Annotated in this window: 28 protein-coding genes; 17 read left to right on the top strand and 11 right to left on the bottom strand. The window is 36.0% G+C overall.

The genetic code is table 11. The annotated features are described in order from the left end of the window. Nucleotides 1–7 precede the first annotated feature (7 nt). Together QNH69_RS02035 and QNH69_RS02030 are read right to left on the bottom strand one after the other, a co-directional pair. The gene (locus QNH69_RS02035) at nucleotides 8–625 is read right to left on the bottom strand and encodes a hypothetical protein (RefSeq protein WP_282928960.1); all 618 of its coding nucleotides are present in this window, start codon (nucleotides 623–625) and stop codon (nucleotides 8–10) included. A 26-nt stretch (nucleotides 626–651) separates the two neighbouring features. Next, nucleotides 652–1227 (bottom strand): hypothetical protein, encoded by a 576-nt coding sequence (locus QNH69_RS02030; RefSeq protein ID WP_282928959.1) that lies wholly within the window; start codon nucleotides 1225–1227, stop codon nucleotides 652–654. Nucleotides 1228–1406: 179 nt separating this feature from the next. Between QNH69_RS02030 and QNH69_RS02025 the strand changes: the two genes are divergently transcribed. The 17 genes from QNH69_RS02025 (at nucleotide 1407) to QNH69_RS01945 (ending at nucleotide 15691) form a co-directional block, all read left to right on the top strand. Beyond that, entirely contained in the window at nucleotides 1407–2654 is a 1248-nt protein-coding gene (locus tag QNH69_RS02025; RefSeq protein ID WP_282928958.1) for a putative DNA modification/repair radical SAM protein, read from the top strand. After that, complete coding sequence (locus QNH69_RS02020; protein WP_282928957.1) at nucleotides 2651–3376, top strand: TIGR03915 family putative DNA repair protein; 726 nt, start codon at nucleotides 2651–2653, stop codon at nucleotides 3374–3376. Before QNH69_RS02025 ends, QNH69_RS02020 begins: the two co-directional genes overlap by 4 nt. A 49-nt stretch (nucleotides 3377–3425) precedes the next feature. Further along, the gene (locus QNH69_RS02015; protein WP_282928956.1) at nucleotides 3426–3956 is read left to right on the top strand and encodes a DUF4256 domain-containing protein; all 531 of its coding nucleotides are present in this window, start codon (nucleotides 3426–3428) and stop codon (nucleotides 3954–3956) included. A gap of 16 nt (nucleotides 3957–3972) precedes the next feature. Then, nucleotides 3973–4227: a hypothetical protein gene (locus QNH69_RS02010; RefSeq protein WP_282928955.1), complete on the top strand. Its 255-nt coding sequence runs from the start codon at nucleotides 3973–3975 to the stop codon at nucleotides 4225–4227. Between the two features lie 60 nt (nucleotides 4228–4287). After that, the gene (locus QNH69_RS02005) at nucleotides 4288–4959 is read left to right on the top strand and encodes a response regulator transcription factor (protein WP_282928954.1); all 672 of its coding nucleotides are present in this window, start codon (nucleotides 4288–4290) and stop codon (nucleotides 4957–4959) included. Beyond that, nucleotides 4949–6055, top strand: coding sequence for a HAMP domain-containing sensor histidine kinase (locus QNH69_RS02000; RefSeq protein ID WP_282928953.1), 1107 nt, complete (start codon nucleotides 4949–4951; stop codon nucleotides 6053–6055). Before QNH69_RS02005 ends, QNH69_RS02000 begins: the two co-directional genes overlap by 11 nt. Before the next feature lie 53 nt (nucleotides 6056–6108). Continuing rightward, nucleotides 6109–6255: a CD1871A family CXXC motif-containing protein gene (locus tag QNH69_RS01995; RefSeq protein ID WP_268873852.1), complete on the top strand. Its 147-nt coding sequence runs from the start codon at nucleotides 6109–6111 to the stop codon at nucleotides 6253–6255. Continuing rightward, entirely contained in the window at nucleotides 6248–7102 is an 855-nt protein-coding gene (locus tag QNH69_RS01990) for a 4Fe-4S binding protein (RefSeq protein WP_282928952.1), read from the top strand. The genes QNH69_RS01995 and QNH69_RS01990 overlap by 8 nt, the downstream gene beginning before the upstream one ends. Continuing rightward, entirely contained in the window at nucleotides 7089–7751 is a 663-nt protein-coding gene (locus tag QNH69_RS01985) for a TlpA disulfide reductase family protein (RefSeq protein WP_282928951.1), read from the top strand. The genes QNH69_RS01990 and QNH69_RS01985 overlap by 14 nt, the downstream gene beginning before the upstream one ends. An 87-nt stretch (nucleotides 7752–7838) precedes the next feature. Further along, nucleotides 7839–9620, top strand: a complete 1782-nt coding sequence (locus tag QNH69_RS01980; RefSeq protein WP_282928950.1) for a C39 family peptidase — start codon at nucleotides 7839–7841, stop codon at nucleotides 9618–9620. A 57-nt stretch (nucleotides 9621–9677) separates the two neighbouring features. Further along, complete coding sequence (locus QNH69_RS01975) at nucleotides 9678–9971, top strand: hypothetical protein (protein WP_282928949.1); 294 nt, start codon at nucleotides 9678–9680, stop codon at nucleotides 9969–9971. 91 nt (nucleotides 9972–10062) lie between these two features. Next, nucleotides 10063–10500, top strand: coding sequence for a MaoC/PaaZ C-terminal domain-containing protein (locus QNH69_RS01970; protein ID WP_282928948.1), 438 nt, complete (start codon nucleotides 10063–10065; stop codon nucleotides 10498–10500). 69 nt (nucleotides 10501–10569) lie between these two features. After that, complete coding sequence (locus QNH69_RS01965) at nucleotides 10570–11193, top strand: superoxide dismutase (protein WP_282930179.1); 624 nt, start codon at nucleotides 10570–10572, stop codon at nucleotides 11191–11193. A gap of 346 nt (nucleotides 11194–11539) precedes the next feature. After that, nucleotides 11540–12772, top strand: coding sequence for a dicarboxylate/amino acid:cation symporter (locus QNH69_RS01960; protein ID WP_282928947.1), 1233 nt, complete (start codon nucleotides 11540–11542; stop codon nucleotides 12770–12772). Between the two features lie 83 nt (nucleotides 12773–12855). After that, complete coding sequence (sdaAB, locus tag QNH69_RS01955) at nucleotides 12856–13518, top strand: L-serine ammonia-lyase, iron-sulfur-dependent subunit beta (RefSeq protein WP_282928946.1); 663 nt, start codon at nucleotides 12856–12858, stop codon at nucleotides 13516–13518. Between the two features lie 8 nt (nucleotides 13519–13526). Continuing rightward, nucleotides 13527–14405, top strand: coding sequence for an L-serine ammonia-lyase, iron-sulfur-dependent, subunit alpha (gene sdaAA / locus QNH69_RS01950; protein ID WP_282928945.1), 879 nt, complete (start codon nucleotides 13527–13529; stop codon nucleotides 14403–14405). A gap of 131 nt (nucleotides 14406–14536) precedes the next feature. After that, entirely contained in the window at nucleotides 14537–15691 is a 1155-nt protein-coding gene (locus QNH69_RS01945) for an iron-containing alcohol dehydrogenase (protein ID WP_282928944.1), read from the top strand. An 81-nt stretch (nucleotides 15692–15772) separates the two neighbouring features. Here QNH69_RS01945 and QNH69_RS01940 read toward each other — a convergent pair whose 3' ends face one another. The 9 genes from QNH69_RS01940 to QNH69_RS01900 all read right to left on the bottom strand — a co-directional run bounded on the left by QNH69_RS01940 (nucleotide 15773) and on the right by QNH69_RS01900 (nucleotide 25230). Beyond that, nucleotides 15773–16357, bottom strand: a complete 585-nt coding sequence (locus QNH69_RS01940; RefSeq protein WP_282928943.1) for a GNAT family N-acetyltransferase — start codon at nucleotides 16355–16357, stop codon at nucleotides 15773–15775. 82 nt (nucleotides 16358–16439) lie between these two features. Beyond that, nucleotides 16440–17429, bottom strand: a complete 990-nt coding sequence (locus QNH69_RS01935) for a sugar kinase (RefSeq protein WP_282928942.1) — start codon at nucleotides 17427–17429, stop codon at nucleotides 16440–16442. Further along, the gene (locus tag QNH69_RS01930) at nucleotides 17430–18056 is read right to left on the bottom strand and encodes a bifunctional 2-keto-4-hydroxyglutarate aldolase/2-keto-3-deoxy-6-phosphogluconate aldolase (RefSeq protein ID WP_282928941.1); all 627 of its coding nucleotides are present in this window, start codon (nucleotides 18054–18056) and stop codon (nucleotides 17430–17432) included. 9 nt (nucleotides 18057–18065) lie between these two features. Then, on the bottom strand, nucleotides 18066–19472 hold the full coding sequence (gene uxaC / locus QNH69_RS01925; protein WP_282928940.1) for a glucuronate isomerase: 1407 nt from the start codon (nucleotides 19470–19472) through the stop codon (nucleotides 18066–18068). A 12-nt stretch (nucleotides 19473–19484) separates the two neighbouring features. Next, nucleotides 19485–20786: a TRAP transporter large permease gene (locus tag QNH69_RS01920; RefSeq protein ID WP_282928939.1), complete on the bottom strand. Its 1302-nt coding sequence runs from the start codon at nucleotides 20784–20786 to the stop codon at nucleotides 19485–19487. A gap of 2 nt (nucleotides 20787–20788) precedes the next feature. Then, complete coding sequence (locus tag QNH69_RS01915; protein ID WP_282928938.1) at nucleotides 20789–21433, bottom strand: TRAP transporter small permease; 645 nt, start codon at nucleotides 21431–21433, stop codon at nucleotides 20789–20791. Continuing rightward, nucleotides 21430–22470, bottom strand: coding sequence for a TRAP transporter substrate-binding protein (locus tag QNH69_RS01910; RefSeq protein ID WP_282928937.1), 1041 nt, complete (start codon nucleotides 22468–22470; stop codon nucleotides 21430–21432). The genes QNH69_RS01915 and QNH69_RS01910 overlap by 4 nt, the downstream gene beginning before the upstream one ends. A 54-nt stretch (nucleotides 22471–22524) precedes the next feature. Next, nucleotides 22525–23622 carry a mannonate dehydratase gene (locus QNH69_RS01905; protein ID WP_282928936.1) on the bottom strand — a complete coding sequence of 366 codons (1098 nt, stop codon included), beginning with the start codon at nucleotides 23620–23622 and terminating at the stop codon, nucleotides 22525–22527. Between the two features lie 27 nt (nucleotides 23623–23649). Then, nucleotides 23650–25230 carry a mannitol dehydrogenase family protein gene (locus QNH69_RS01900; RefSeq protein WP_282928935.1) on the bottom strand — a complete coding sequence of 527 codons (1581 nt, stop codon included), beginning with the start codon at nucleotides 25228–25230 and terminating at the stop codon, nucleotides 23650–23652. Between the last annotated feature and the right edge of the window lie 60 nt (nucleotides 25231–25290).

The raw sequence follows: 25290 nt of genomic DNA, 5'->3' as shown, positions 1-25290 counted from the left end.
ATATATCTTATGAAGATATTGATACTAGAGTCACTAGTCCATCTTTTACATCGATAAATAGGGCAAGGCCTGAGTCTTTGACATCTTCATAGAATTTCAAGAATTCTTCTTTTGTATATACGGTAGGTTCTTGGTCTCCGCCTGCTGATTGAAGTTTAACATCAGGGCTTAAGTTAAAGTGGAAAGACCCTTTGTCATATTTTTCGTCATCTTCTGTATTTTCTAGATCTACTAAATAATCTATAGTCCCATCTACGGTGAGAACATCATCTTCTATTGTTAGATTTGATACAAATCCAGCGTTGAAGTCTTCGCTACGTTCACCGTTTTTTGAAGCCATTAGTGTAGAGAAATATCTTCCATCACGTTCTTCTATAATCATCTCATCGCTTGGATCTGATTCTTCTTTTGAATCATCACTAGCTTCATCATTGGTATCTTCTTCTATATTTTCTTCTGGTTTTTCACTATCTGCCATAGCTTCGTTTTCTGCCACTTCAGGGGCTTTTTCTTCTGTTTCTACACTTGTTTGATTGTCTTCGCTTGTAGGTTCTGCTTCTGTTACATTGCCACAACTAGCTAGGGCAATTGCTAGAACTGCAGTCATTAATATTTTCTTTTTCATTATTTTCTCCTTTTTCTGTAATTGTTTTATTTCAATCCCATGTGAACTTCCATCACAGTTCCATTGGCAACTTGTACAAATAAAGCAAGTTGTTGGTCCTTAGTTTCATCGTACATATTTAAGAATTCTTCTTGGGAATGAGTATTTGTCTCGGAACTTGCATTACTTTGTGTTGTAAACTGAGTGGCATCGTCTATTTTAAAGACATTAACCTGATTTTCTAAAGGCTTTGCCTCGCTGCTGGTATCATCATCTGGGAAAAAGTCCAAGCTTCCCTTAACAATTAGTTTATTACTATCTATAGCTATGTCATAAACATTGGCCCAAGACCCGTCAGCTTCTCTTTCTCCATTCCTACCTGGTTCGAGACTAGAAGTGTAAGTCCCATCATCAATCATATTGACGCCATCGGCTGTATCTTCTTTTTCTTCATCATCATTTGTATTAGTTTCTTTATTTGTTTCATTTGAATTTTCATCATTATTCTCACTTACAATTTCTGTAGAAGTATCGGCAGATTTCTCTGAATCTTTTGAACAAGCAGCAAAAGTAAGGATTGCTAGTAGGGCTAACAAGGTCTTTTGTAATTTCTTTTTATTCATAAAACCTCCTTTTATTTCTACTTTTTATACCCGATTGCAAAAATAATTAACAACTTATTTGTGCAAGTGAAATTAAATGATAATTACAGATAATCGCTAGACAATTAATGACTGGTAAAGTATAGTTAATTTACTAGAAAAGATCTTTGAAATTATATAAGATTAGGGGAAAATATTTTATGGATTTGAGAGAGAAACTTGAGATTCTAGCTGATGCAGCCAAGTATGATGTGTCTTGCTCATCTAGCGGATCTAATAGGAAAAATCATAATAAAGGTCTAGGTAATGGGTCAATGGGTGGCATATGCCATTCGTGGTCTGAAGATGGTAGATGTATTTCCTTGCTCAAAATTCTTATGACAAATTCCTGTATATACAATTGCGAATATTGCATAAATCGTAGGGACAATGAAACTAGAAGAGCTACTTTTAGCCCAGAAGAAGTGGCAAATCTTACAATGAACTTCTACCGTAGGAATTATATAGAAGGTTTGTTTCTCTCATCTGGCATAATCAGAAATCCAGACCATACAATGGAACTCTTGATAAGAGTTGCTGATTTGCTGAGAAATACCTACAATTTCAATGGCTACATTCACATGAAGGCAATTCCTGGGGCAAGCTATGATTTGATTAGAAGAATGGGTCTACTTGTCGATAGGATGTCTATAAATATAGAGCTCCCAACTCAAAAAGCCCTATCTGAACTTGCACCAGAAAAGAAAATAGCAGACATTACCCGCCCAATGGCTGATGTAAAAAATGAACTAATGGTTTATGGAGCAGATAGGATGAAATTTCATCACACACCTAAGTTTCTTCCTGCAGGACAGACTACTCAAATGATAATAGGAGCAAATAGGGAAAGTGATTATGAAATCATCAAAGCTAGTGAGAATTTATACAATAATTATGCTTTAAAGAGAGTCTATTATTCGGGTTTTGTACCGGTGGTCAAATCAAAATGGACCCAAGGAATTGATAAGGCTCCACTCTTGCGAGAACATAGGCTCTACCAAGCTGACTTTCTCATGCGTGGATATAAGTTCTCCGCTGATGATATATTATCTGATGTAGATTCGAACTTGGATTTAAGAATAGATCCCAAAACTAATTGGGCTATAAACAATATAGAAAGATTCCCCATAGAGATAAATACGGCAAATTATGACCAGTTGATGAAAGTTCCTGGTTTTGGTAGAACCTATGCTAATAGGATAATTGCTGCTCGCAAATTCCACAGAATATCCTATGATAACCTAAGGCAGATGAAAATTTCAACCAAACGTGCCCAGCATTTTATCTTAGTAAATGGAGTCTATAGAGGTCTACGTTTTAAAAATAAAAAGACCCTTAGGGATATGATGAGTGCACCAGATAATTCAAATTACCAGCAATTATCAATGTTTGATAGGCAGCTTCCATGATTTACAATTACGATGGGACCTTTGACGGCTTAATGACTGTAATATTTGAAAAATATAAGGAAATTGGCAAGTGTGAGATATCAAAGGAAAGTGACCAAGTAAACTTTCTTCAAAGTGAATTTGTAGAAACAAATCTAATAGAAGCTCAAAGAGTCATCAGGTCTATAAAAGATAATATAGGAGATGAATTCCTAACCGATGTTTACAAGGTCTTTAAGTCAAAAGATGACACGAAAGAGGAAACCATAGCTATCACAGTCAAATCCTGCCTGTTATATGGCAGAATCTACCTGGGATCATCCAAAAAAGCCGCTGTAAGATTTAGACAAAAACTAAGAAATTTCAACCACGAACTCCATACCTATAAGGGCCTAGTGAGATTTAGGGAAATCCAAGATAATTATTTACTAGGAGAAATAGAGCCGGAAAACGATATCCTAGAACACTTGACTCCACATTTTTTATCGAGAATGCCAAATGAGAAATTTATAATATATGATAAGAATCGTAAGAAGGCAAGTCTTTGTGAGAAAGAATCTTGGGAAATAGTAGAGATACTAGAAATGAATGGGGTAGATAGTAAAGAAGAAGAAATATTTAAAGACGCCTGGCAGGGATTTTATAAGGCCATAGGAATAGAGGAAAGAAAAAACCACAAGCTGATGGCAAGTAATATGCCAAAAAAATACTGGAAGTACCTACCTGAGAAGCAAGGAAAGTAAAGTACTTGTATTAGAAATTCTTAACTTAAAGGCATTTCAGAGGATAATTATGAAAGAAAATTTAATATCAATACTAAAAGAAAGATTTGATAAGACTTTAGATCTCCACCCAAATTCAAATTGGGATGAAGTGGAAGAAAAATTATTAAAGGACAAGAAGTTATTAGAAACTTTGTGTCTAATGGAAGAAACTGGTGGTGAGGTCAATTTTGTTGACTTACCAATATTTTCTGGACCAGTTTTCCTAGATTGTGCCAAGGAATCTCCCAAGGGACGCAGGAGCCTTTGCTATGACAAGGAAGCTAGAATAAAGAGAAAGAAAAATGCTCCAAATTCATCGGTCATGGAAGAAGCAGAAAAGATAGGAATCAAAGTTCTAAATGAAGACCAGTACTATACTCTTCAAGAATTATTTGAATTTGATTTAAAATCATCGTCTTGGATTTTAACTGAAGGTGAATTGAGGGAAAGGGGCGGAGCTTTATTTTGTGAAAAGAGATATGGCAGGGTCTTCACCTTCCACAATGGAGCTGAGTCCTACTATTCATCAAGAGGATTTCGTGGATATGTTGAGATTTAAAGCTTAGGAGCCAAAGATGTCTATTAAAAAGTTATTTAGAAAAGATAATATAAAAATAGGATGGCAAGTAACTAGAACACCAAATAAAATAAGCCTAGATTATTTTAAAATGGACTATAAATTGACTTCTTTTGTACTTGCAATTGTATTTGTCCTTCTTTTAATTTTAGATTTAACAGAATTGGCCAATATAGATATTTTTGATTACCTATTAGTGGCTATACTGATGGTAGGATTTTATTTTGCGAAGCCTGAAACTAGCGAGAGCTAGTCTTTTTTTATGTAAATTTAACAAAAGATATTATATAATATCTGTAAAATGGAGGTAAGTATGCGAGTATTAGTTGTAGAAGATGATTTAGATTTAATAGAATTACTGGCAGAAGGCTTGACCATGTATGGTTATGCTGTTGATAAGGCGACAGATGGAGAAGAAGCCATTGATATGGCCTATGTTGAGACTTATGATGTGATTGTATTGGATATCAATTTGCCAAAAAAGGACGGCTTTGAGGTTCTTGAGGAAATCCGTGACTTTAACAAAGAAGTAAATATCATAATGCTCACAGCTCGCTCTGATATAGATGATAGAGTAAGGGGTCTTGATTTTGGGGCCAATGATTATATGGTAAAGCCTTTTGATCTAAAGGAACTTGATGCCAGAATGAGGGCGCTTTTGAGAAGAAAATCTGTTACAGAAAATCCAATTTTGGAAGCTGGTGGTATGACTTTTGATACTACCACCCGTGAAGCTTTTGTAGGAGACAGGAAACTAAATCTTACTCAAAAAGAAACTGGAATATTAGAATATTTATTCTTGAACAAGGAAAAATATGTATCAAGCGAGGAGCTCATAGATCACGTTTGGGATTCAAATGCTGATAGCTTCTCAAACTCTGTAAGAGTCCATATGTCCTCCCTTAGAAAGAAAATCAAAGAAGCTAGCGGAGAGAACAAAATAGAAAATATAATTGGCAAGGGTTATAGAATTTATGAAAACTGAGAAATTTTATCAATCCATTGTCTTTAAGTTGATTTTTGCAGTTGTAATCATTTTTATAGCCATGATTACCATTACAAATTACTTGATTAATCAAAAGCAAATAGAGATGACAGAGCTAATGCTTAAGCAGATTGAAGAATGGATGCCTAATTACAAGAATTCTATTGTTGTAACAGTAAACAACGCCCACTTACAATCGTCAGCAGATTTTAAAATATACACCTTTATAGTAACAGGAATTGTGATATTGACCGGGTCTTTGATTTTTGCCTTTATCATTACAAAAATTTTGGATCCTTTAAAGGAACTTCAAAAAAACATCGCAAAGGTTGATATCGATAGGCCAGAAACTTTTTCTGAAAAACTATTGATAGAAGATGGGTCAAGTGAGATAGTCGATTTGTCAGAAAGCTTTAATAATCTCATGGATAGGGTCTACAAGGACTACAAAAAACAAAAGGACTTTTCGGCAAATGTAGCCCATGAACTTCGCACACCTGTTGCAGTTATGAAAGCCCAGGTTGATGTTTTCAAGAGAAAAGAGATGGATGATGAAACATGGGTCTTTGTTGAGAAAATGGATAAGTCCCTAGAAAAGCTAACAAATCTTATAAATTCTGTCCTTATGTTTTCCAAAAATCAAGAGCCTCACATAAGTAAGGTCTGTATAAATTCATTGATAGAAGAAATACTATTTGACCTAGAAGATAAAATTGCAGATAAGGGTATCAAAGTGGATTTTGATAATGATGCGGATCTATGCATCAAGTCAGATGATGCGCTCTTGCAAAGATTGCTATTTAATATCATTGAGAATTCGATTAAATATAATACTCAAGATGGATTTATAAATATAGAAACAAAAGTTGATAATGGAAAACTAAAAATAGAGATAGGAGATTCTGGCATTGGTATGACTGATGAGCAGAAAAAGAAAATATTTGATTTATTCTATCAGGCTGACAAATCAAGAAATGGTGAAGGCTTTGGAATTGGCCTCTCCTTATCAAAGCAAATAGCAGATTCATTGGGAGCAAAAATTGAAGTTTTGGACAATAAACCAAAGGGAAGTAAGTTTTTAATCACTTTCAAATAATCTTAACAAGGAATTAACAATCTATTTGCTAATATTGTTGTAGAGGTAATGATATGAAAAAAATTGACAAAAAAATAATAAGAAATTTAATATTTGTCACTTCTCTAGTCTTTATGGTATATGGGGCAAGTCGTGGCGAAGTAGATACTGTTTTTCACAAGGCAGTAAAACTATGTTTGGAGTGTATAGGAATTGGATAAGAAAAATCCCAGACATATTATACAAGCTCTAGCGACACTAGTTTATAACATACATATACCAAACTTTTTTAAAGGAAGAATCTATACTGGGCCAACGAAGAAAATCTGCCTCCCTGGATTAAATTGTTATTCATGCCCAGGCGCTGCTGGAGCCTGTCCTATTGGTTCCCTCCAGGCTGTTATGGGCAGCAAGAAATATAGATTTTCCTACTATGTTTTTGGCATAATGGCGTTTTTTGGAGTAATGTTTGGCAGACTCATATGTGGTTTTCTTTGCCCTTTTGGTTTCTTCCAAGATTTGATCCACAAAATCCCAAGTCCAAAATTGTCCACTAAGAAGCTATGGCCCCTCCGCTATATCAAATATGGGATTCTCTTTTCCCTAATCATAGCCCTAGGCCTAGTCTTAAGAGATGTGTATGAAGTAATTCCTCCATATTTTTGCAAATACATCTGTCCACAAGGGATTCTAGAAGGTGCATTTCCCCTAGCACTTAAAAATCCTTCATTAAGACTTGGCATGGGAGCCTTATTTAATTGGAAACTAGGAATTTTGATAGTGACCATAATCCTATCGACTATATTTTATAGACCTTTTTGTAAGTGGATTTGTCCACTGGGTGCATTTTATGCTTTCTTTAATAAGTATAGTTTTTACCAAATGGAAGTTAGCAAATCAAAATGCATAGACTGTGGCAAATGTGCTAGAGTTTGCAAGATGGACGTTGACATTAGGAAAAATTCCTGCCATAGCGAATGTATCAGATGCAATGACTGTGTCAAAGCTTGCCCTACTAAGGCCATATCAACCTCAATGATAAAAAGGAGAGAAAATGATGAAAATTAAAAAATTCAATGCTATTTTATTAGCAGGTCTAATGCTTACAGCTTGTGGTAAGCAAGAAGTTGAAAAGCCAGCAACTAAAGAAGAAACTGCGCCAGCTGAGGCTATGGAATCTATGCCTGAAGGTGCAAATGTAGTAAAGGAAAATCTTCCTATAGACGAGCCAGAAACAAATGGCGAAAAAATCACAAAATTACCAAACTTCACATCAAAAGACCAAGATGGCAAGGATTTTACCAACGAAGATATTGCAAAAAATGATGCTACAGTAATAAACTTGTGGTTTACAGGATGCTCAGCATGTATAGACGAAATGGACGAGCTAAACGACCTTGCAGATGAGCTAAACAAGGAAGATGGGGTAGAATTCCTATCAATGTGTACAGATGTAAATTATGACGAATCTACCAAAGAAGCTTTTGATAGAATCATAGCTGACAAAAAGCCAACCTACAAGACACTTGCAGTTGACTATGAGGGCGACATGAAAGACTACCTAGAAAACATATTTGCCTATCCAACAACTATAGTTGTAGACAAAAATGGTAATATTATAGGAGATCCAATAGAAGGCGCACTTATTCCAGAAGAACAAGTAGCCAAACTAAAAGAAAATATTAAAAAGGCTGTTGAATCTTCAAAAAGTAGCTAAGAGATGCACATTTATATGTGCATTTTTTATTGATAATTAAAATCATACATTATATAATTGAAGGAGATTATTGTAAAGGAGCTAATAATGGCTAGTAAAAAAATTCTTACTTTATGTGCAGTGATATCCTTATCTACATTTTTGAATACAAATGTAGCAAATGCAGCTGACACATCTCCTAAAGATAATAATTATATAAATGAAAATATAGAAATCACAGATAATGATGCAGAAAAATCGGCAAATGAAGAGATTACTAATAAAGTTTCTGATCCTAGATTGGAAGAAGGCCTAGATAGCAAAGACCAAATAAGTACATTCTCGAAAGATTCATCTGAAAATGCTCCGCTTGTATATTATAATGACATAAATCTAGATGAGCTTCTGCCTTTATTTAAAGAGGATTACCAAAGCCCAGATCCAAAACCGGATAAAGAACAAGAAAATAATGAGATAGCCGAAGAAAAAGAAGAAAGTCAAAGTACTTACAAGCTGAAAAATGGCACCATATATCAGGTATCAGATGGTAAGGAAGAAAAGGCAAAGAATACCTGGGCCAATATAGGAGGCCACGTATACTTTGCTGGCAAAGACGGAATAGCCTACCAAGGCCTACAAAAAATTTCAGGTAAGCAATACTTTTTTGACAAAGAATACAAATTAACTGTCGATCAACCATTTATAGCTGATGGTGGCAAATACTATGCTGGGCAAGATGCTACAGTTAAACTTACCGAAAATGCCAAAAAAGGCTGGGCTGGCTTAGGAGAAAAGTCATATTATTTTGATGAAAAAGGACAATTACTAAGGGGTCTACAAGATTTGGGCACCAACAGGTTTTACTTTGACAAAATCGATGGCCTTATGCTTAGAAACCAAATAATCAATGAAGGTTTTGACAAAATCCATACTGCAGACAATGGAGTGGCTCATTATGTAGGTTGGGATTACTACAATGGCAAGCTAGGATATTTTAATTCCGATGGAACATATTCCAAGGGTCTTAAAAAGATTGGCGGCATGACCTATGGCTTTGATAATGATGGGAAAATTTATAACCGTCAATACAAGAAAATCGACAAGCAATGGTGGTATTTCAACAAATATGGCGAAGCTTCCAGATCAAATGGCAATTTCCCAACTGGCTGGGTTGGAGATAGATATTATTTCTCAGATGGCAAACCAGCTGAAGGTCTTCAAGTTATAAATGGAAAGACATATATTTTCCATGAATTGACTCTAGAAAAACAAAGAAATGTAGAAAAGGTCTTCAACCACAAGAGATATAGAACTGATGGAAATGGCGTGGCAAGATATATTGGTGAAGTCAACCGATATCCAGCTCAAGCTGGAACTAGAGGAGAATTTAGACCAGGCTTTAGTCAATATTTAAATCGCAAAACCCCATACTTTACCCAAAACGATCCTAGGTGGAGATATAAATCCTATGCCTCAGGTAATTTTGGAGGATACGCTTGTGGTCCAACAGTTATGGCCATGGTTTTAAATAGGAAGTTGAATAGAAACGACATCTATCCAACAACTACAGCAATAGATGCCAGACCTTACACAGCATGGAATGGAACAGATTGGCAATATCTAATCGAAGGTCCGGAAAATTATGGACTAAAATCTTATCCAGTTCCAGTAAATGAAAAAGCCTTCATCCAAGCCCTAAAGAAGAACCCAATCATAGTAAGAGTTGGCAATGGTTACTTTATAAATGCTGGGCACTATATGGTTATTGACTCCTACAAAGATGGCAAGTTCTACATTAACGATCCATTTTATTCAAAGAAAAATACTATGGAAACCCACGACTTTTGGAGATTAAAACAAGAAGTTACTGTGGCCTGGGAGATAAAATAATAATTTGTTAAAATCTTAAAATCAGGTAAATTATAGTTAATCATAAGGAGGTTTGATATGGTAGTTATGACAGTGATATTGGGTCTTACTTATTTGATACTTGGAATAAAGTTCTATAATACAAAAATGCTCCACTTATTAAATGGAATCAATATTGAAAAAATAGATGACCCTGTAAAATTAGGAAAAAATGTGGGTAAAGCTTACATAATATTAGCCATTTTATTATTTTTAGAAGCAATTGCTTATAGGTCCTTTTGGCTCTCTCAAAATTCGTTTGTATTTTGCCTTGTAGCAACTGTCATTCTCGGCCCTATAATAATGACTATAGTATTAAGTCAATATATTTAACTTTAGCACCTTTTATGGGTGCTTTTAGTTTGTGAAAACATATGGACATTTATTTGCAAATTGGGTATAAAATTTCCTAAGAGGTGAAAATATGTATTTTGAAGATTATAAAGTAGGTATGGTTTTTGATAAAGAAATCGAATCTATATCATTTACAGAAGAAGAAATCATAGAATATGGCAAGAAATACGATCCTAGGCCTATTCATATAGACAGAGATGCTGCGGAAAAATCCAGATTTGGTCAAATCATTGCTCCAGGATCTTTTGCAAATATGGCTTTTTGGGGTCAATGGGTAAAAACAGGCATAGATATGGATGGACTTGTTGCTGGCGCATGGCTAGACGGTGGCCAGTGGATAAAGCCGGTGTATGCAGATACTCTTTATGATATAAAGGTAGAAATCACTGAAAAGAAAGTCAGACGTGATGGTGTTGATGGATTTGTGACCTACAAAATGACGGCCTATGACCCAGAAAACGAACCTGTTGTAGTTTATGAAGCAACTGGCTTAGTAAATAATAAATAATGATTTTCATTATCAATTGTGGGTATATATTAAGTGTAAATTAAAAATTAAACCATTAGGAGGTTTTATATAATGTTAGAACTTAAGAAATTACCTTACGAATATGATGCGCTAGAGCCAGTTATATCAAAAGAAACTATGACCTTCCACCACGACAAGCACCATCAAGCTTATGTTGATACAGCAAACAAACTTTTGGAAGGCACAGGCTATGAAGAAAAATCTTGTCCAAAATGCCTATTAAAAGATATAGAAAATATAACAGATGATGCTGATAAAAAACAAAAACTTATTAATAATCTTGGTGGAGTATTAAACCACAACCTATTTTGGGATACAATGACCCCAGGTGGATCAAGTGAACCTGTTGGAGATTTGAAAGCAGCTATTGAAGAAAAATTTGGATCATTTGATGCATTCAAAAAAGAATTTGAAGAAGCAGGCAAGGGACAATTTGGTTCAGGTTGGGCATGGCTTGTTGTAAGTGAAGGTGGACTTGAAGTTATCTCTACAAAAAACCAAGATAACCCAATCCTTTGCGGCAAAACTCCACTTCTAGGCAATGATGTTTGGGAACACGCATACTATCTAGATTACCAAAATGCAAGACCTAAATACCTAGAAGAATGGTGGAAAGTTGTAAACTGGGATGTAGTAGAAGAAAGATACCAAAAAAATTGTAAATGTAAATAATATTTGTAACTTAAAAATCAAATAAATGAAAAAGCCTATCCAACTTCTCAAATTAATAGAGAAGCCATCAAGGATAGGCTTTTCTTCTTTAATTTTTATATGATTAGAAATAAATAGTTAAATTTTTGTAAAAATTTAATAAATAGTCTTGCAAAAAACGTTTTTATACTATATAATATATTTCTGGATTATAACTGAAGACTAGATAAATTCTAAGATTTGTTGGCGGAAAGGAACAATAAAATATAAATTTGGAAAAATTTATGTTTTACTGTTTTAATTTTGTCAAAAATAGGTTATAATTTAGTTGCAAAGGTTTACATAATAATATATATAGGAGAATTTTATGGGACGTTTAAAAAACATTGGACTTGTTCCAAAACTAATCGTTGCAATCATCCTTGGTATCCTAATTGGCTCATATATGCCAGCTGGATTTACTAGATTGTTTGTAACATTTTCTAAGATCTTCGGATCATTCTTATCATTCATTATTCCATTAATGATTTTAGCTTTCGTTACCAAGGGTATCGCAGATCTTGGTGAAGGTGCAGGTAAATTATTGGGTATAACAGTATTAATAGCATATTGTTCTACATTAGTAGCTGGAAGCTTATCATACATCATGGCTAGCAATATATTTCCAAAATTCATTACTTCAGCTCAAGTAGATGCTATTACAGCTTCAGAGGGAAGTGGACTTGAAGCATATTTCACAGTTCCAATAACACCATTCTTTGATGTAACTAGTGCCCTAATATTTGCATTTATGATGGGTATTGCTATTTCTTGGTTACGTAAGAATAAAAAGGGTGAAGTACTTTATAATGCAGTTGCTGAATTCAACTTAATCATTGTAAGAGTTCTTGAAGTTGCAATTGTACCAGTTCTTCCATTCTTCATTCTAGGTAACTTCGCAGATATGGCATATTCTGGATCAGTTTTTGCAGTACTAAGCATATTCTGGAGAATATTCCTATGCATAGTAATCCTACACCTACTTTATGTAACAGTAATGTTTGTAATTTCAGGATCTTATGCAGGCAAAAACCCATTTGCTATGCTTAAAAACGAAGTAAAAGGATATATGACAGCCGTTGGTACACAATCATCTGCTGCAACAATTCCAGTAAACTTACAATGTGCAGCAAACAACGGTGTTAGCCGTGAAATCGCAGACTTCGTTGTACCTCTAGGAGCTACAGTTCACATGCCAGGCTCTATGATTACAATCACAGGTTGTGTATTTACAATTCTTTACATGTACAACCTTCCACACTCATTTGGATTGATGCTTTCATTAATCGCAACTTTGGGTGTAGCTATGGTAGCAGCACCAGGAGCACCAGGTGGAGCTGTAATGAGTGCATTACCATTCTTACCAATAGTAGGTATTTCACCAGAATCAGCAATGGCAAGTTTGTTGATTTCTCTATACCTAACACAAGACTCATTTGGTACAGCAGCTAACATTTCAGGCGACGTTGCATTAGCAGTAGCAGTAGATAAATTTTATAATAGAGTAATCTTAGGCAATAAAGATTGGACACCAGCACCAGTTGTTGAAAATCCAAGATAGAATAAATTAGCCTTTGCAAATTAAAAGAAGGTAGCACAATTATGTTTGCTACCTTTCTTTATCAAAACATAAAAGGAGATTATATGACAGTTAATGCGTCAATTTTCGATATCATAGGCCCAGTTATGGTTGGGCCAAGCTCTTCGCATACTGCAGGAGCTTGTAAAATAGCAAATGTAGCTAGAAAAATCGTTGAACCAGGTTTCAATGAAGTTGATTTCTATTTGCACGGTTCTTTCGCAGCAACCTACAAGGGACATGGAACAAATAGAGCCTTGGTTGGTGGAGTTTTAGGCTATGGACCAGAAGATGATAGAATCATCAACGCTTTTGAATATGCAAAGGAACAAGGCATAGCTTATAACTTCATAGAAACAGACCTTGGGGATGTACACCCAAATACAGTAAGAATCATCTTCAAATACCCTGACGAAAGGGGACCAATCGATATAGAAGGATCCTCAATCGGTGGTGGAGCAATAGTTATCACAAAGATTTATGGCAACAAGATCGAATACTATGCAAACAAACCAACCCTATTTATGTCATATGGAGAACAAAAGGGCATAATTGCCTTTGTTTCAAACATTCTCTTTGACCATGGTTACAATATTCACCTAATGAAAACCATAAAAGAAGGGGACAATGTGATGCTTGTTTGCGAACTAGATGAGCCACTTAGAGAAGATGTATTGGAATTAATTAGAAAAGGTAAAGACTTTACCTTCATTAAATATTTACAATAGGAAAAATTATGCTTACAAAATTTGAAATATTAAAAGAAAGATGCCAAGAAGAAAACTTAACTTTGTGGGAACTATCCATAAAGGATGAAATAGAAAATACCAAAAAAACTGAAGAAGAAATATTTGACAGACTACAAAGAACACTTGATATAATGAAAGAATCTTCCCATGCAGCCCTTGATGTAGCTGTAACATCAGTAACAGGTATGACAGGTGGCAATGCAAAGACAATGAATGATTACTTTTTGGGAGGAGAATCAATACTTGGAGAAACTGCAGCAAAGGCTATGGCTATGGCCCTATCAACAAGCGAAGTAAACGCAGCTATGGGTAGGATAGTAGCAGCACCAACAGCAGGTGCATCTGGAATCCTTCCAGCAACCCTTATGACCATGTATCACAAATACGGTTATGACGATAGAAAGCTAATGGAAGCTATGCTAGTAGCAACCCAAATTGGCCAAGTAATATTTGACAATGCAACCTTTGCAGGAGCTGAAGGTGGATGCCAAGCAGAAACAGGATCTGCAGCAGCAATGGCAGCAGCTGCAGCAGTGTATCTTCGTGGATATGATATAGAAACTCAAGGAAAAGCTGCAACCTGTGCCCTACTAAATATCATGGGCCTAGTATGTGACCCAATCGGTGGTATGGTAGAATTCCCATGTAACCTTAGAAATGCAAACGGAGTAATGAACGCCCTAGCAAGTGCCGACATGGCTATGGCTGGCGTTACTATGTATGTAACATTTGACGAAGCAGTAGAAGCTATGAAGAGAGTAGGAGATAGCCTACCACACGGACTTAGAGAAACAGGAGAAGGTGGTATAGCAGTATGCCCATCTGCCCTAAAACTAAGAGCAAAATATATTGATGGTACTATGTAATATCAATGAGTGCAATGAGTGAGCCAATTATGGCTTGCTCTTTTTTGTCCAAAAATGGTCTATTGATTGACAAAGAAGGTATCTTAGCATAAAATAATGATAAATAATAAATTAACAAAAGGAGAAAGATTATGGCAATGAAAGCTTACAGTGTACCAAGAGTTATTGTTCACGGTGAAAATTCCCTAGATTATCTAAAAGAACTTGATGGCAAGAAAGCTACTATAGTTACTGGCGGATCTTCTATGAAAAGGTTTGGATTTTTGGACAAGGCCAAAGAAATCCTTGAAGAAGGTGGCATGGAAGTTCAAATAATCGATGGAGTTGAACCAGATCCTTCTATCCAAACTTGCAAAGACGGCGGAGCAAAGATGGTAGAATTTGGACCAGATTGGATTATTGCCCTAGGCGGTGGTTCTGCTATGGATGCTGCTAAGGTAATGTGGGTTTATTATGAACATCCTGGTTATGACTTTAATAAACTAGCTAATTTCGAAAATCCACCACTAAGAAATAAGGCAAAGATGGCTTGTATTGCTTCAACATCTGGTACAGCATCAGAAATAACAGCATTTTCTGTAATCACAGATACAGAAAATAAGATCAAATACCCACTAGTTCACGCAGACTTTGTTCCAGATGTGGCTATAGTTGACCCTGAAATCCCATCCAAAATGCCACCACTTATCACAGCTCAAACAGGTATGGATGTTATGACCCATGCAGTTGAAGCCTATGTTTCAACAAGTGCAGATGACTACACATCACCTCATGCCCTAAAGGCAATAGAACTTGTATTTGAAAACCTAAAGAAAGCTTATGATAATGGAGACGACCTAGAAGCAAGAGAAAAGATGCACGATGCTTCAACCCTTGCAGGAATGGCATTTTCAAACGCATCCCTTGGTATAGTGCACTCCATGGCCCACAAAATAGGCGGCATCTTCCACCTAACCCACGGAGAAGCCAATGCTATTATGCTACCTTATATAATTGATTACAATAGAAAATCAACTGACAAATACGACGAACTAGAAAAACTACTTGGTATTGATGATATAGCTGAAGAAATCAGAAAATTAAATGCATCAGTAGGCATATCTGCAAATATCAAAGATGGAAAAAACACCGTCATTGAAGAAAAAGACTTTGAAGAAGTATTAGATCAAATGAGCAAAAACGCCTTTGCCGATGCTTGTACCCTAACAAATCCAAGAGAAACATCAGCTGAAGATATCAAGAAAATATATAAGGCAGCTTATTACGGAGAAAAGGTAGACTTTTAATAAACAAGTTAACTCTAAATAAAATTGGTTATAAAAAAGGGACTATTACTTTTTAATGGCACTTAGCAATAGTCTCTTTTTCTAGTCTATAGAATCTATATCTAGGTTACTTTCTGGGTTTATCAATATATTAAGTATGCCGGGTTCTTTGGTACCCATCCTTGTTTTAAAGATTTTCTTCTTATAGTGTCTGAAGCCGCACTTTTCTTGAAGTCTCTTAGAAGCATAATTGTGATCGAAAAATCCTGCCATTAAAAAATCAAATTTAAGGTCATTAAATAAATATTCAACCAATTCATTAATTGCTTCAGTCATAAGTCCTTGATTCCAGTAATGTTTGTTTAAAACTGCACCGATATTTCTGCCTTTATAATTATTGAAGTTTGTCGAATTATCCTCTAGTTCAAGTGGTTTAACTGCAAGATTGCCAATTACTTTATTAGTTTTCTTATCACATATAGCAAAAGTTTCTTCGCCCTTGATTATATAATCAAGAATAACTTCGGATTCTTCCTTATTCTCATGGTGCTTCCAACCAGCCATCTCTCCAACACCTGGAATTGAGGAATACTCATAAAAATCATCCAAGTCATCTTCCTCAAAAGCTCTCAATATTAATCTATCTGTTTCTAAAACTTTTTCACCAATCTTAAAATCAGCATTCATTCTTATCTCCTAATATATAGATATTTTAAGTCACTATACTGTTTAAATAAGATTAAAAAAATATTTTGGCATATTGACCAAACTATCTTTGCACCAAAGTTGATCCACCCTTTGCAAGATTTTCTATTTCTTCTTTAATTACTATATTTGCATCTCCAGGAATTGTGTGTTTCCATACGCTTGTAGCTGTAGCAAATTCTAGAGCCTCTTGGATAGGTTTTTCGTCCATTATTCCGCTAATAAGTCCTGTGGTAAAGGAGTCTCCGCCACCAACTCTATCTACTATGTCAAATTCATATTCTTTGCTAGTGTAGAGTTTTTTGCCATCGTAAAGTTTGGCTTTTAGACTGTTATGGTTTGCTGAGTGGCTTGTTCTAAAGGTAGATGCTGCAATTTTTAAATCATATGTTTCTACCATTCTCTTTAGCAGATTTACATGTTCGTCTGGGTCTAAGTTTTGGTCGATTTCTAGTAGGATATCTGGGGTAAATCCTATCACAATATCGGCATATGGCAATAGTTTTGTCATTACTTGATTTGCTTTTTTCAAATCCCACATTTTTGCTCTGTAGTTTACATCTATTACAATTTCAAGATTTTTTTCTTTGGCTTTTTTGAGGGCTTCTTCTGTGATTTGGGCAAGTTTATCACTTATGGCAGGTGTGATTCCTGTTACTAAGAACATATCCTTGCCTGTAAAAATCTCATCCCAGTCAAATTCTTCGGATTTGGCTGATGAAATAGCAGAATTTTTCCTGTCATAGATAACATTACTTGCTCTGACTGATGAACCTGTTTCTAGGAAATATAGGCCTAGTTTGTCTCCACCATAGACTACGTAATTGGTGTTTACTCCAAATTGGCGTATAGAATTTATTGCCGCATGACCTAGGGCATTATCTGGAACTTTTGTGACATAATATGAGTCATATCCGAGATTTGCTAGAGCTAGAGCAACATTTGCTTCTGCACCCCCGTAGTTTATGTCAAAATTTCTTGCTTGTAAAAATCTTTGGTAATTTGGTGGGGATAGTCTCATTAGAGCTTCCCCAAATGTTACAATTTTTTTCATCTATTTCCTACATTCTGCTATTTTTGCTAGATATTTTTTGGATTGTTCAACTATTTCATCGTGGCTACCTTTAACAAGATTTGATCCAGCGCCTACGGCAAATACTCCAGCAGCAAACCAATCTTCAATATTATCTAGGCTAACTCCACCTGTTGGCATAATATTTGCCTGTGGTAGTGGGCCGTGAATAGCTTTTACATAACTAGGTCCTGGTAGAGAGCCAGGGAATAGTTTGATTAGGTCAACTCCGTATTCTAGGGCTTTTGTCATTTCTGTAAATGTCATGCATCCAGGCATATAAGGTACTTGGTAAAGATTACACATTTTAGCAACTTCTTCACTAAAACCTGGAGATACTATAAATTTTGCACCATTTAATATAGCTAGTCTTGCTGTTGTGGCATCCATCACAGTACCAGCTCCAAGAGTTGCTGTGTCTGGCAGTTGGTCCTTAAGTTCTTTGAATACATCAAGGGCGTTTGGTATTGTAAATGTTACTTCTAGAATATCAATGCCACCATCGATGAGGGCCTTGCAATATCCTAAGGCTTCATCTTTGGAATTGCCCCTAATTACAGGAACAATTCCTAATTCGTGAACTCTGTTTAGTACTTGATATTTTAACAAAATAGCCTCCTATAATTTGATAATATTTTTGGCGTTATTAAAGCAGATATCTTCTATCATTTGTCCAAGGAATTGTTCATCCCATGGATATTCGCCGTCAGCAACGATTTGACCTACGAACCTACACAATAATCTTCTGTAGTATTCATGTCTAGGATAGGATAGGAAGGATCTAGAGTCTGTAATCATACCGATTGATTTTGCAAAGGCACTAGTTGCTGACATTATTTTCATTTGTTCAAGCATTCCTTCTTTGTGGTCAAGATGCCACCAACTTGGTCCAAGTTGAGCAGTTAGGACACCTTCGGCATTTCCTCTGTTAAATGAACCTGCTATTGTTGATACAGGGTAGAATTCAGCTTCATTTAGTGGGAAAATAATAGTTCTTGGCAAGCCATTTATCTTTTCAATCTCATTTAGGAGATTGGCTAGATTTTCTGCATAGTATTGGTCATTTGTAGCATCTCCACCAACATCGTGGCCTAGTTTTTCTTCAAGTTTAGTAGAATTATCGCGGATAACTCCTAGGTGAAGTTCCATAGCCCAGTCAAAGTCCTTATAAATTTTTCCTAGCCAAATCATAAGACTAGTTTTGTAGGCATCTTCTTCTTTGATAGAAAGTATTTGACCAGCAAGCTTTTTCTTGATAATTTTGTCAATTTCCTCATCGCTTGCTTTTTCAAATGGGACGTATTTAAAGGCTTGATCGCTTGCGCCACAACCCTTTTCTTTGAAGAATTCCATTCTCTTGTAGAGGGCATCTTTCAAAGTTTTAAAGCACTTGATATCCACTCCAGATACTTCTGAAAGCTTTTTGATGTAGGCACCATAGTCTTCCTTTTCTATGGCAATGGCCTTATCTGGTCTAAAGGCTGGTTTTACTATAGTTTCAAAAGATTCATCTTCTTCAAGCAAATCGTGGTAGCGGAGGTCATCAATTGGATCATTTGTTGTACATACTGCAGCAACATTGCTCATTTTGATAAGGCCTCGAGGTCTAAAATCATCTGTGGCTAATTTTTCATTGGCAAGCTTATAAATTTCTTCGGCAGTATCTTTTTCTAGGCAATAATCTATGCCAAAGTAGTTTTTAAGTTCCAAGTGAGTCCAGTGGTAGATAGGATTGCCTATTAGGTATGGCATAGTAGCAGCATAAGCTTTGAATTTATCAAAGTCATCTGCATCTCCTGTTATAAGTTCTTCGTCTACACCAACGGCCCTCATAACTCTCCACTTGTAGTGGTCTCCGCCAAGCCAAGCCTTTGTAATTGATTCGATTTTTTCGTTTTTATAAATTTCCTCAGCTTCAAGATGGCAGTGCCAGTCAAAAATTGGCATACTTTTGGCGTAATTGTGATATAGGGTCTTGGCGTATTCAGTGTTTAATAAAAAATCATCTGTCAAAAATTGTTTCATGTTATAGCTCCTTTATAATAGTCCTGCGCTTTGTGGTAGGTGTAGGGAAATGGCAGGGACATAGGTTACAAGAATTAAACCGATTAATATGAAAGCATAGAATCTTAGCATATAAGGTATAACCTTTTGTAAGTTTGTATCTCCGACTTTAATGGCAACGAAAAGTGTGTTACCAACAGGTGGTGTGATGTTGCCAATACATAGGTTGTAAACAATGATGATACCAAATTGTACAGGGCTCATACCAAAGGACTCTACAATTGGCAAAAATAATGGTGTAAATATTAGGATAGCTGGTGTAACATCCATAAATGTTCCAGAAATCAATAAGATTACATTCATAATTAATAATAAGACTACTGGTGAACTAGTTACTGATAATAGAGCATTACCTATCATTTGTGGGATACCTGTAAAGGCCATTACCCAGGAAAGAATATTACTTACACCAATCAAAAATACTACAATAGCGCTCATTTTTGCAGATTCTATTAATATATCTATAATCTTATTAAAGTTAAGGTTTTTGTAAATCAAACCTAAGATTAGAGCGTAAATTACAGATATAGCTGAACCTTCTGTAGCAGTGAATACACCAGCTACGATACCACCTATTACTACAAAGATAAGTCCAAGGGCTGGAAGAGCACGTAGGGTAGCTAGTCCAAGATTTGACCAAGAGAACTTACCCTCAACTCCTGTATAGCCTTTTTTGTGGGCGATAATAATTGCTGCTATGGTACATCCCAAGGCCCATAAAAATCCTGGTAAATATCCTGCTAAGAATAAGGCTGCTATTGAAGTACCGCCTGAAACTAGGGAGTATGTTATTAGGGCGTTGCTCGGTGGGATTAGTAAACCAGCTGGAGCGCTTGCTCCATTTGCTGCAGCTGATAGGGCCTTGTCATAACCCATTTCCTCTTCGCCTTGCTTTACCATAGAACCAACAGCTGCTGCAGCAGCAGATGCTGATCCAGAAATTGCTCCAAATAGGGCATTGGCGCCAATATTTGTAACTAGTAAGGCACCTGGAAGTTTTCCAAGGATTGCCATTACGAAATCTACTAGCCTTTTTGCTATACCGCCCTCATTCATGAGGTTACCAGCTAGGATAAAAAACGGAATGGCTGTAAGGGTAAAGGAGCTCATTCCAACAAAAGTTCTTTGAGCTGCTGTTAGCACTGCAACCTTTAGTGGCACAGTAGCTAGGATTGTTACTATACTTGCTAGTCCTATTGAAAAGGCGATTGGAACGCCTAGGATCAAAAGGGCTGCTAAAACTATTAATATTACTGCTAATGCTTGTCCACCCATTTTTACTCTCCTTTATAGCTTTCAATAATCACTTTATTATCATCAGTTTCGCTATTTGAAATAGAATTATTAGTGGTATTTTCTGGATTAGCTACATTATCTGTAGGACTTTCATATTTTGCAACTTCACTTGCCTTGTTTGCTTCACGAGTTGAGGATTCGCTAGCAGACTCGGCTTTGATAAATTCAACTTCTCCGTTTGTTATCATGCGGATATTGCATATTGAATATATCATATTTATAATTCCAGTAAGAGGAAGTGGAATATAGAATAGACCTATTGCTAATCCTAGAGATGATGTCATTTGATTTAGGGCAAGGCGGGTGATTCTGATCCCTCCATAAGTTAATACTGCAAGAGAGAATAAGAAGATTATTACTTCAGAAAATATTGCAGCTTTCTTTTGGACGTTTGGACTCTTTGTGTCAACAAATACTGGAATATTCATATGACCACGCTCGCTAACTATGAGACTTGCACCAAATAGGGTGGACCAGGCAAATAGATAACCAACTAGTTCTTCAGACCAAGTTGATGGATTTTTCAAAATATATCTTGTAAAGACTTGCCAAACAACTAAGATTAGCATGACAAACAGAGTTGCAGCTGATAAAAATTTCATTGTTTTATCTAAAACTTTTCTCATTGTTTGGCCTCCTTTTGTGCTGGGAATTCTTTGTTATATTCTTGAATTTTATCATAATAAGGTTGAAGTTTAGTATTTCTTTGTAAGACCTCTTTTGTTAGTGGGGCAACTTTTTCTACAAATTCACTTTGATCTGGGTAGATGAACTCTACTCCTTGGTCATTGGCTGCCTTTTCTTTGGCATTTTCAACTGCGCTGACCCATTCTTTTCTTTGCTCTTCACTTAATATTTTAAATCCTTCTTCAAATATAGCTCTTTCATCTTCTGGCAAATCATTTAGCCATTCGTAGTTTGCAATTACTATATCTGGAACCATTTGGTGCATATCGTATGAGTAGTATTTACAAATATCGCCGTGACCATTGTCAGTTAGAGACATTTCGTTATTCTCAGCTCCGTCTATAATTCCCGCTTGAAGGGCTGTATAAACCTCTCCAAATCCCATAGGAGAAGCTGAACCTCCTAATAAACTCATCATTTTTACATTTGTAGGAGATTGTTGGACTCTGATTTTTAGCCCTTTGAGGTCATCAGCTGATTTTATTGGACGATCTTTTGTATAAAAAGACCTACTTCCGGCATCTAACCAAGTAACAGCTTGGAAACCTGCATCCTTTGTCGATGTAAAAATTGGATTAGTAATTTCGGGATCGTCCATTACATGGTGGTAGGATTCGGCTGATGCAAATAAGTATGGTAGATTAAATATCTCGTAAACGTCATCAAATGTTTCAAGTATGGCATTACTTGCTACACAAATATTGATTGCGCCAGTTTGTGTGAGTTGAACCATGTCGGTTTGTGAGCCCAAAAGTTCTGATGGGAAAACTTGCACATCGTATTTGTCGCCCAGGTTTTCTTCTATGTATTTTTCAAATGCTAATAGACCAATATGAGTAGGGTGCTTTTGAGATTGGTTGTGACCCACTCTTATTATTGTCTTATTGCTATCTGCTTGACTATTGTTTGCTCCACATCCTGTAAGGACAAGGACAAGAAGCATGCATACAGCTAAAAAATGTTTTTTAAATTTCATATTTTATCCTCTATATTTGGCAAGAAGCCTGGGATAAACCAGGCTATCTTTACATTATTCATTTTTTTCTTTTGCGCCGTATCTTTCTTTATCTTTTTCTATAGCTTCCCATAGGCCGTTTAGGTAAGTTACCCCTAGGGCTCTGTCGTATAAGCCATATCCAGCTCTTCCTTCTTCGCCCCAGATCATACGTCCATGGTCTGGTCTGATGTATCCATCAAAGCCCGCATCGGATAGGGATTTCATTATTTCATACATATCTAATGAACCGCAGTCGCTCTTATGAGCTGCTTCGTAGAATTTTTTATCTCCTGTAAATTTGATGTTTCTAGCGTGAACTGCTCCGATTTTGCCTCTTTTTGCAAAATCGTAGAGGATAGATGCTACATCATTTTCCTTGCGACTACCTAGAGAACCTGTACATACACAAAGGGTGTTTGCTGGGCTATCTACTAAGTTTACTATTTTTTCTAGATCTTCTACAGTTGATGTGATTCTTGGAATATCAAAGATTGGCCAAGCTGGATCATCTGGGTGAACAGCCATTTTGATACCTACTTCTTCACAAGTTGGCAATATTGCTTCTAGGAAATACTTGTAGTTTTCGCGTAGTTTATCTTCATCGATTGACTCGTATTGTTTTAAAACTTCTTCTAATAGTTCTAGTCTTTCTGGCTCCCATCCAGGAAGTTCAAAGTCTCCAGCACCTTCAAGAATCCCATCTACCATATCACGTGGTGTAAGGCCTTCTACCATTTTTTGGTCGAAGGCAAGGGTATTTGTTCCATCAGGAAGTTGGTGTTTCAGTTCTGTTTTGACCCAGTCAAATACTGGCATGAAGTTATAAATGACAACTTTAACTCCACATTCTGCTACATTTCTTAGGGATTGTTTGTAGTTTTCGATGTATTTGTCACGGCTTGCTAGACCCATTTTTATGTCTTCATGAATGTTGATTGATTCGATTACTTCGCACTTTAGTCCTGCTGCATGGCAATCATCAACATACTTTTGGAAGATCTCCTTATCCCAAACTTCACCAGCTTCAAATTCGTTCATCATAGCCATTACGCCATCAACACCAGGGATTTGGCCGATGTATTCTAGGCTAATTGGGTCGTCGTTACCATAGTGTCTAAAAGTCATTTTCATAAGCATAATTCCTTTCTGTATTTCTTCTTATGATAGGTATTTTTCTAGGGTTGCTCTTACAGCGCCTGGACCAGCAGATAATTCTCTAAAGAATTTGATGATTTTGTCATCAAGACCAGCTTCTATGAGGTTTACACCAAATATTTTTTCATTTGATAAAAGCTTTTTGATAGCTGATATTTCTTCTATTTCTCCAAGTTTCATTGATGAAAATATCTCTTTTAGTTCATCCATTAATGGATCTGGAGATAGTTCAAATTCATTGTTCTTATCATCAATTGCCATGAGGTATCTGAGCCAACCAGCTATGGCAAGTGGTATATATGTTAAGCTTGCAGCATTTTTGCCCTCATCATTCATGTAGCCTTTGATAGTTTGGCCAAATCTTACAGACATTTTTTGGCTTGTATCTGTAGCTATTCTTTGTGGAGTATCTGGCATATATGGGTTTGGAAGTCTTATATTTATTACCTCATCTATGAAGTCTTGTGGGTTGATGATGCCTGGGTTAATTACAACAGGAAGTCCTTCTTCATAACCTATTTTTTTGATGAGCTTTACCAACTCTTCATCTTTCATTTCTTCAGCTATTGATTGGTAATCTAAGATACAGCCATAAGTTGCAAGGGTTGTATGGAGTGGGTTAAGGCAAGTTGTAACTTTCATAGTCTCAACATTGTTGACTGTGTCACGGTCAGCCATGTAAACTCCACCTTCTTCAAATGGAGGACGGCCATTTTTGAAATTATCTTCAATTACTAAATATTCTGCTTCTTCAGAGTTTACAAATGGGGCGATGTAGGTGTTTTTGCCTGTTATAACTGTGTCCATATTAGTAAATCCAAGCTCTTCAATATAATCTTTAACTACATCAGCTGGTCTTGGTGTGATTTTATCAATCATTGAAAGTGGGAATGAGATATCATTATTAAGATAATCTATAAATCCATCATCTACTTTGCCATTATCCTTCCAAGCTTGTCCTATCATCATGACAGATTTTTTGACCAAGTCACCATTGTGGCTTGCATTATCAAGGCTAAGGAGGGTTAGTGGAGCTTTACTATCCTTGTATCTTTCGTAAAGAAGATTTGTAACTATACTCATTAGGTGCTTTGCATCTTTTGGATCGCCTTCCATATCAGCCTTTACTACATCCATAAGCTCGCCATTTGATGCATAAAGATTGTAACCTTTTTCAGTGATTGTAAAGCTCATAAGTTCCAAGTTTTTATTTAGGGCTATTTCCTTGATTCTATCTTTGTCAGCAAGAGTTAGGGCTTCAGCAAGGTTAGCTATTAAATTTGTATCAAAGTTTCCATCTTTGTGGAGGGTTACTGAGAGGGCTAGGTTATCATATGGTTTATAGATTTTTTCGATGATTTCTGTATCAAATGTTTCAACAACAGAAATTCCTCTGTCAAATTTGCCGGATTCAATCATATCTTGACCAACCCTTGCAATGAATCCACGGAAGATATTTCCTGAACCAAAGGCCAACCATTTTGGGTCTTTGATTGAATCATCACGTAGCTTTTTGATATCATAGCTTGGTGCGTGGTCGATTTTTTCCTTGTATTGATCAAAATTTTGAAGTTTTAAGTCCATTTTTATTCCTTTCTTATTTTAAGATGTATTTAAAAGCCCAAGCTGGCTAAGCTAGGCTTA

It is taken from the genome of Anaerococcus sp. Marseille-Q7828 (assembly GCF_949769285.1).
Taxonomy (GTDB): Bacteria; Bacillota; Clostridia; order Tissierellales; family Peptoniphilaceae; genus Anaerococcus.
The sequence above is the reverse complement of the archived record's forward strand: the minus strand, read 5'-3'. Positions and strand labels throughout refer to the sequence as shown.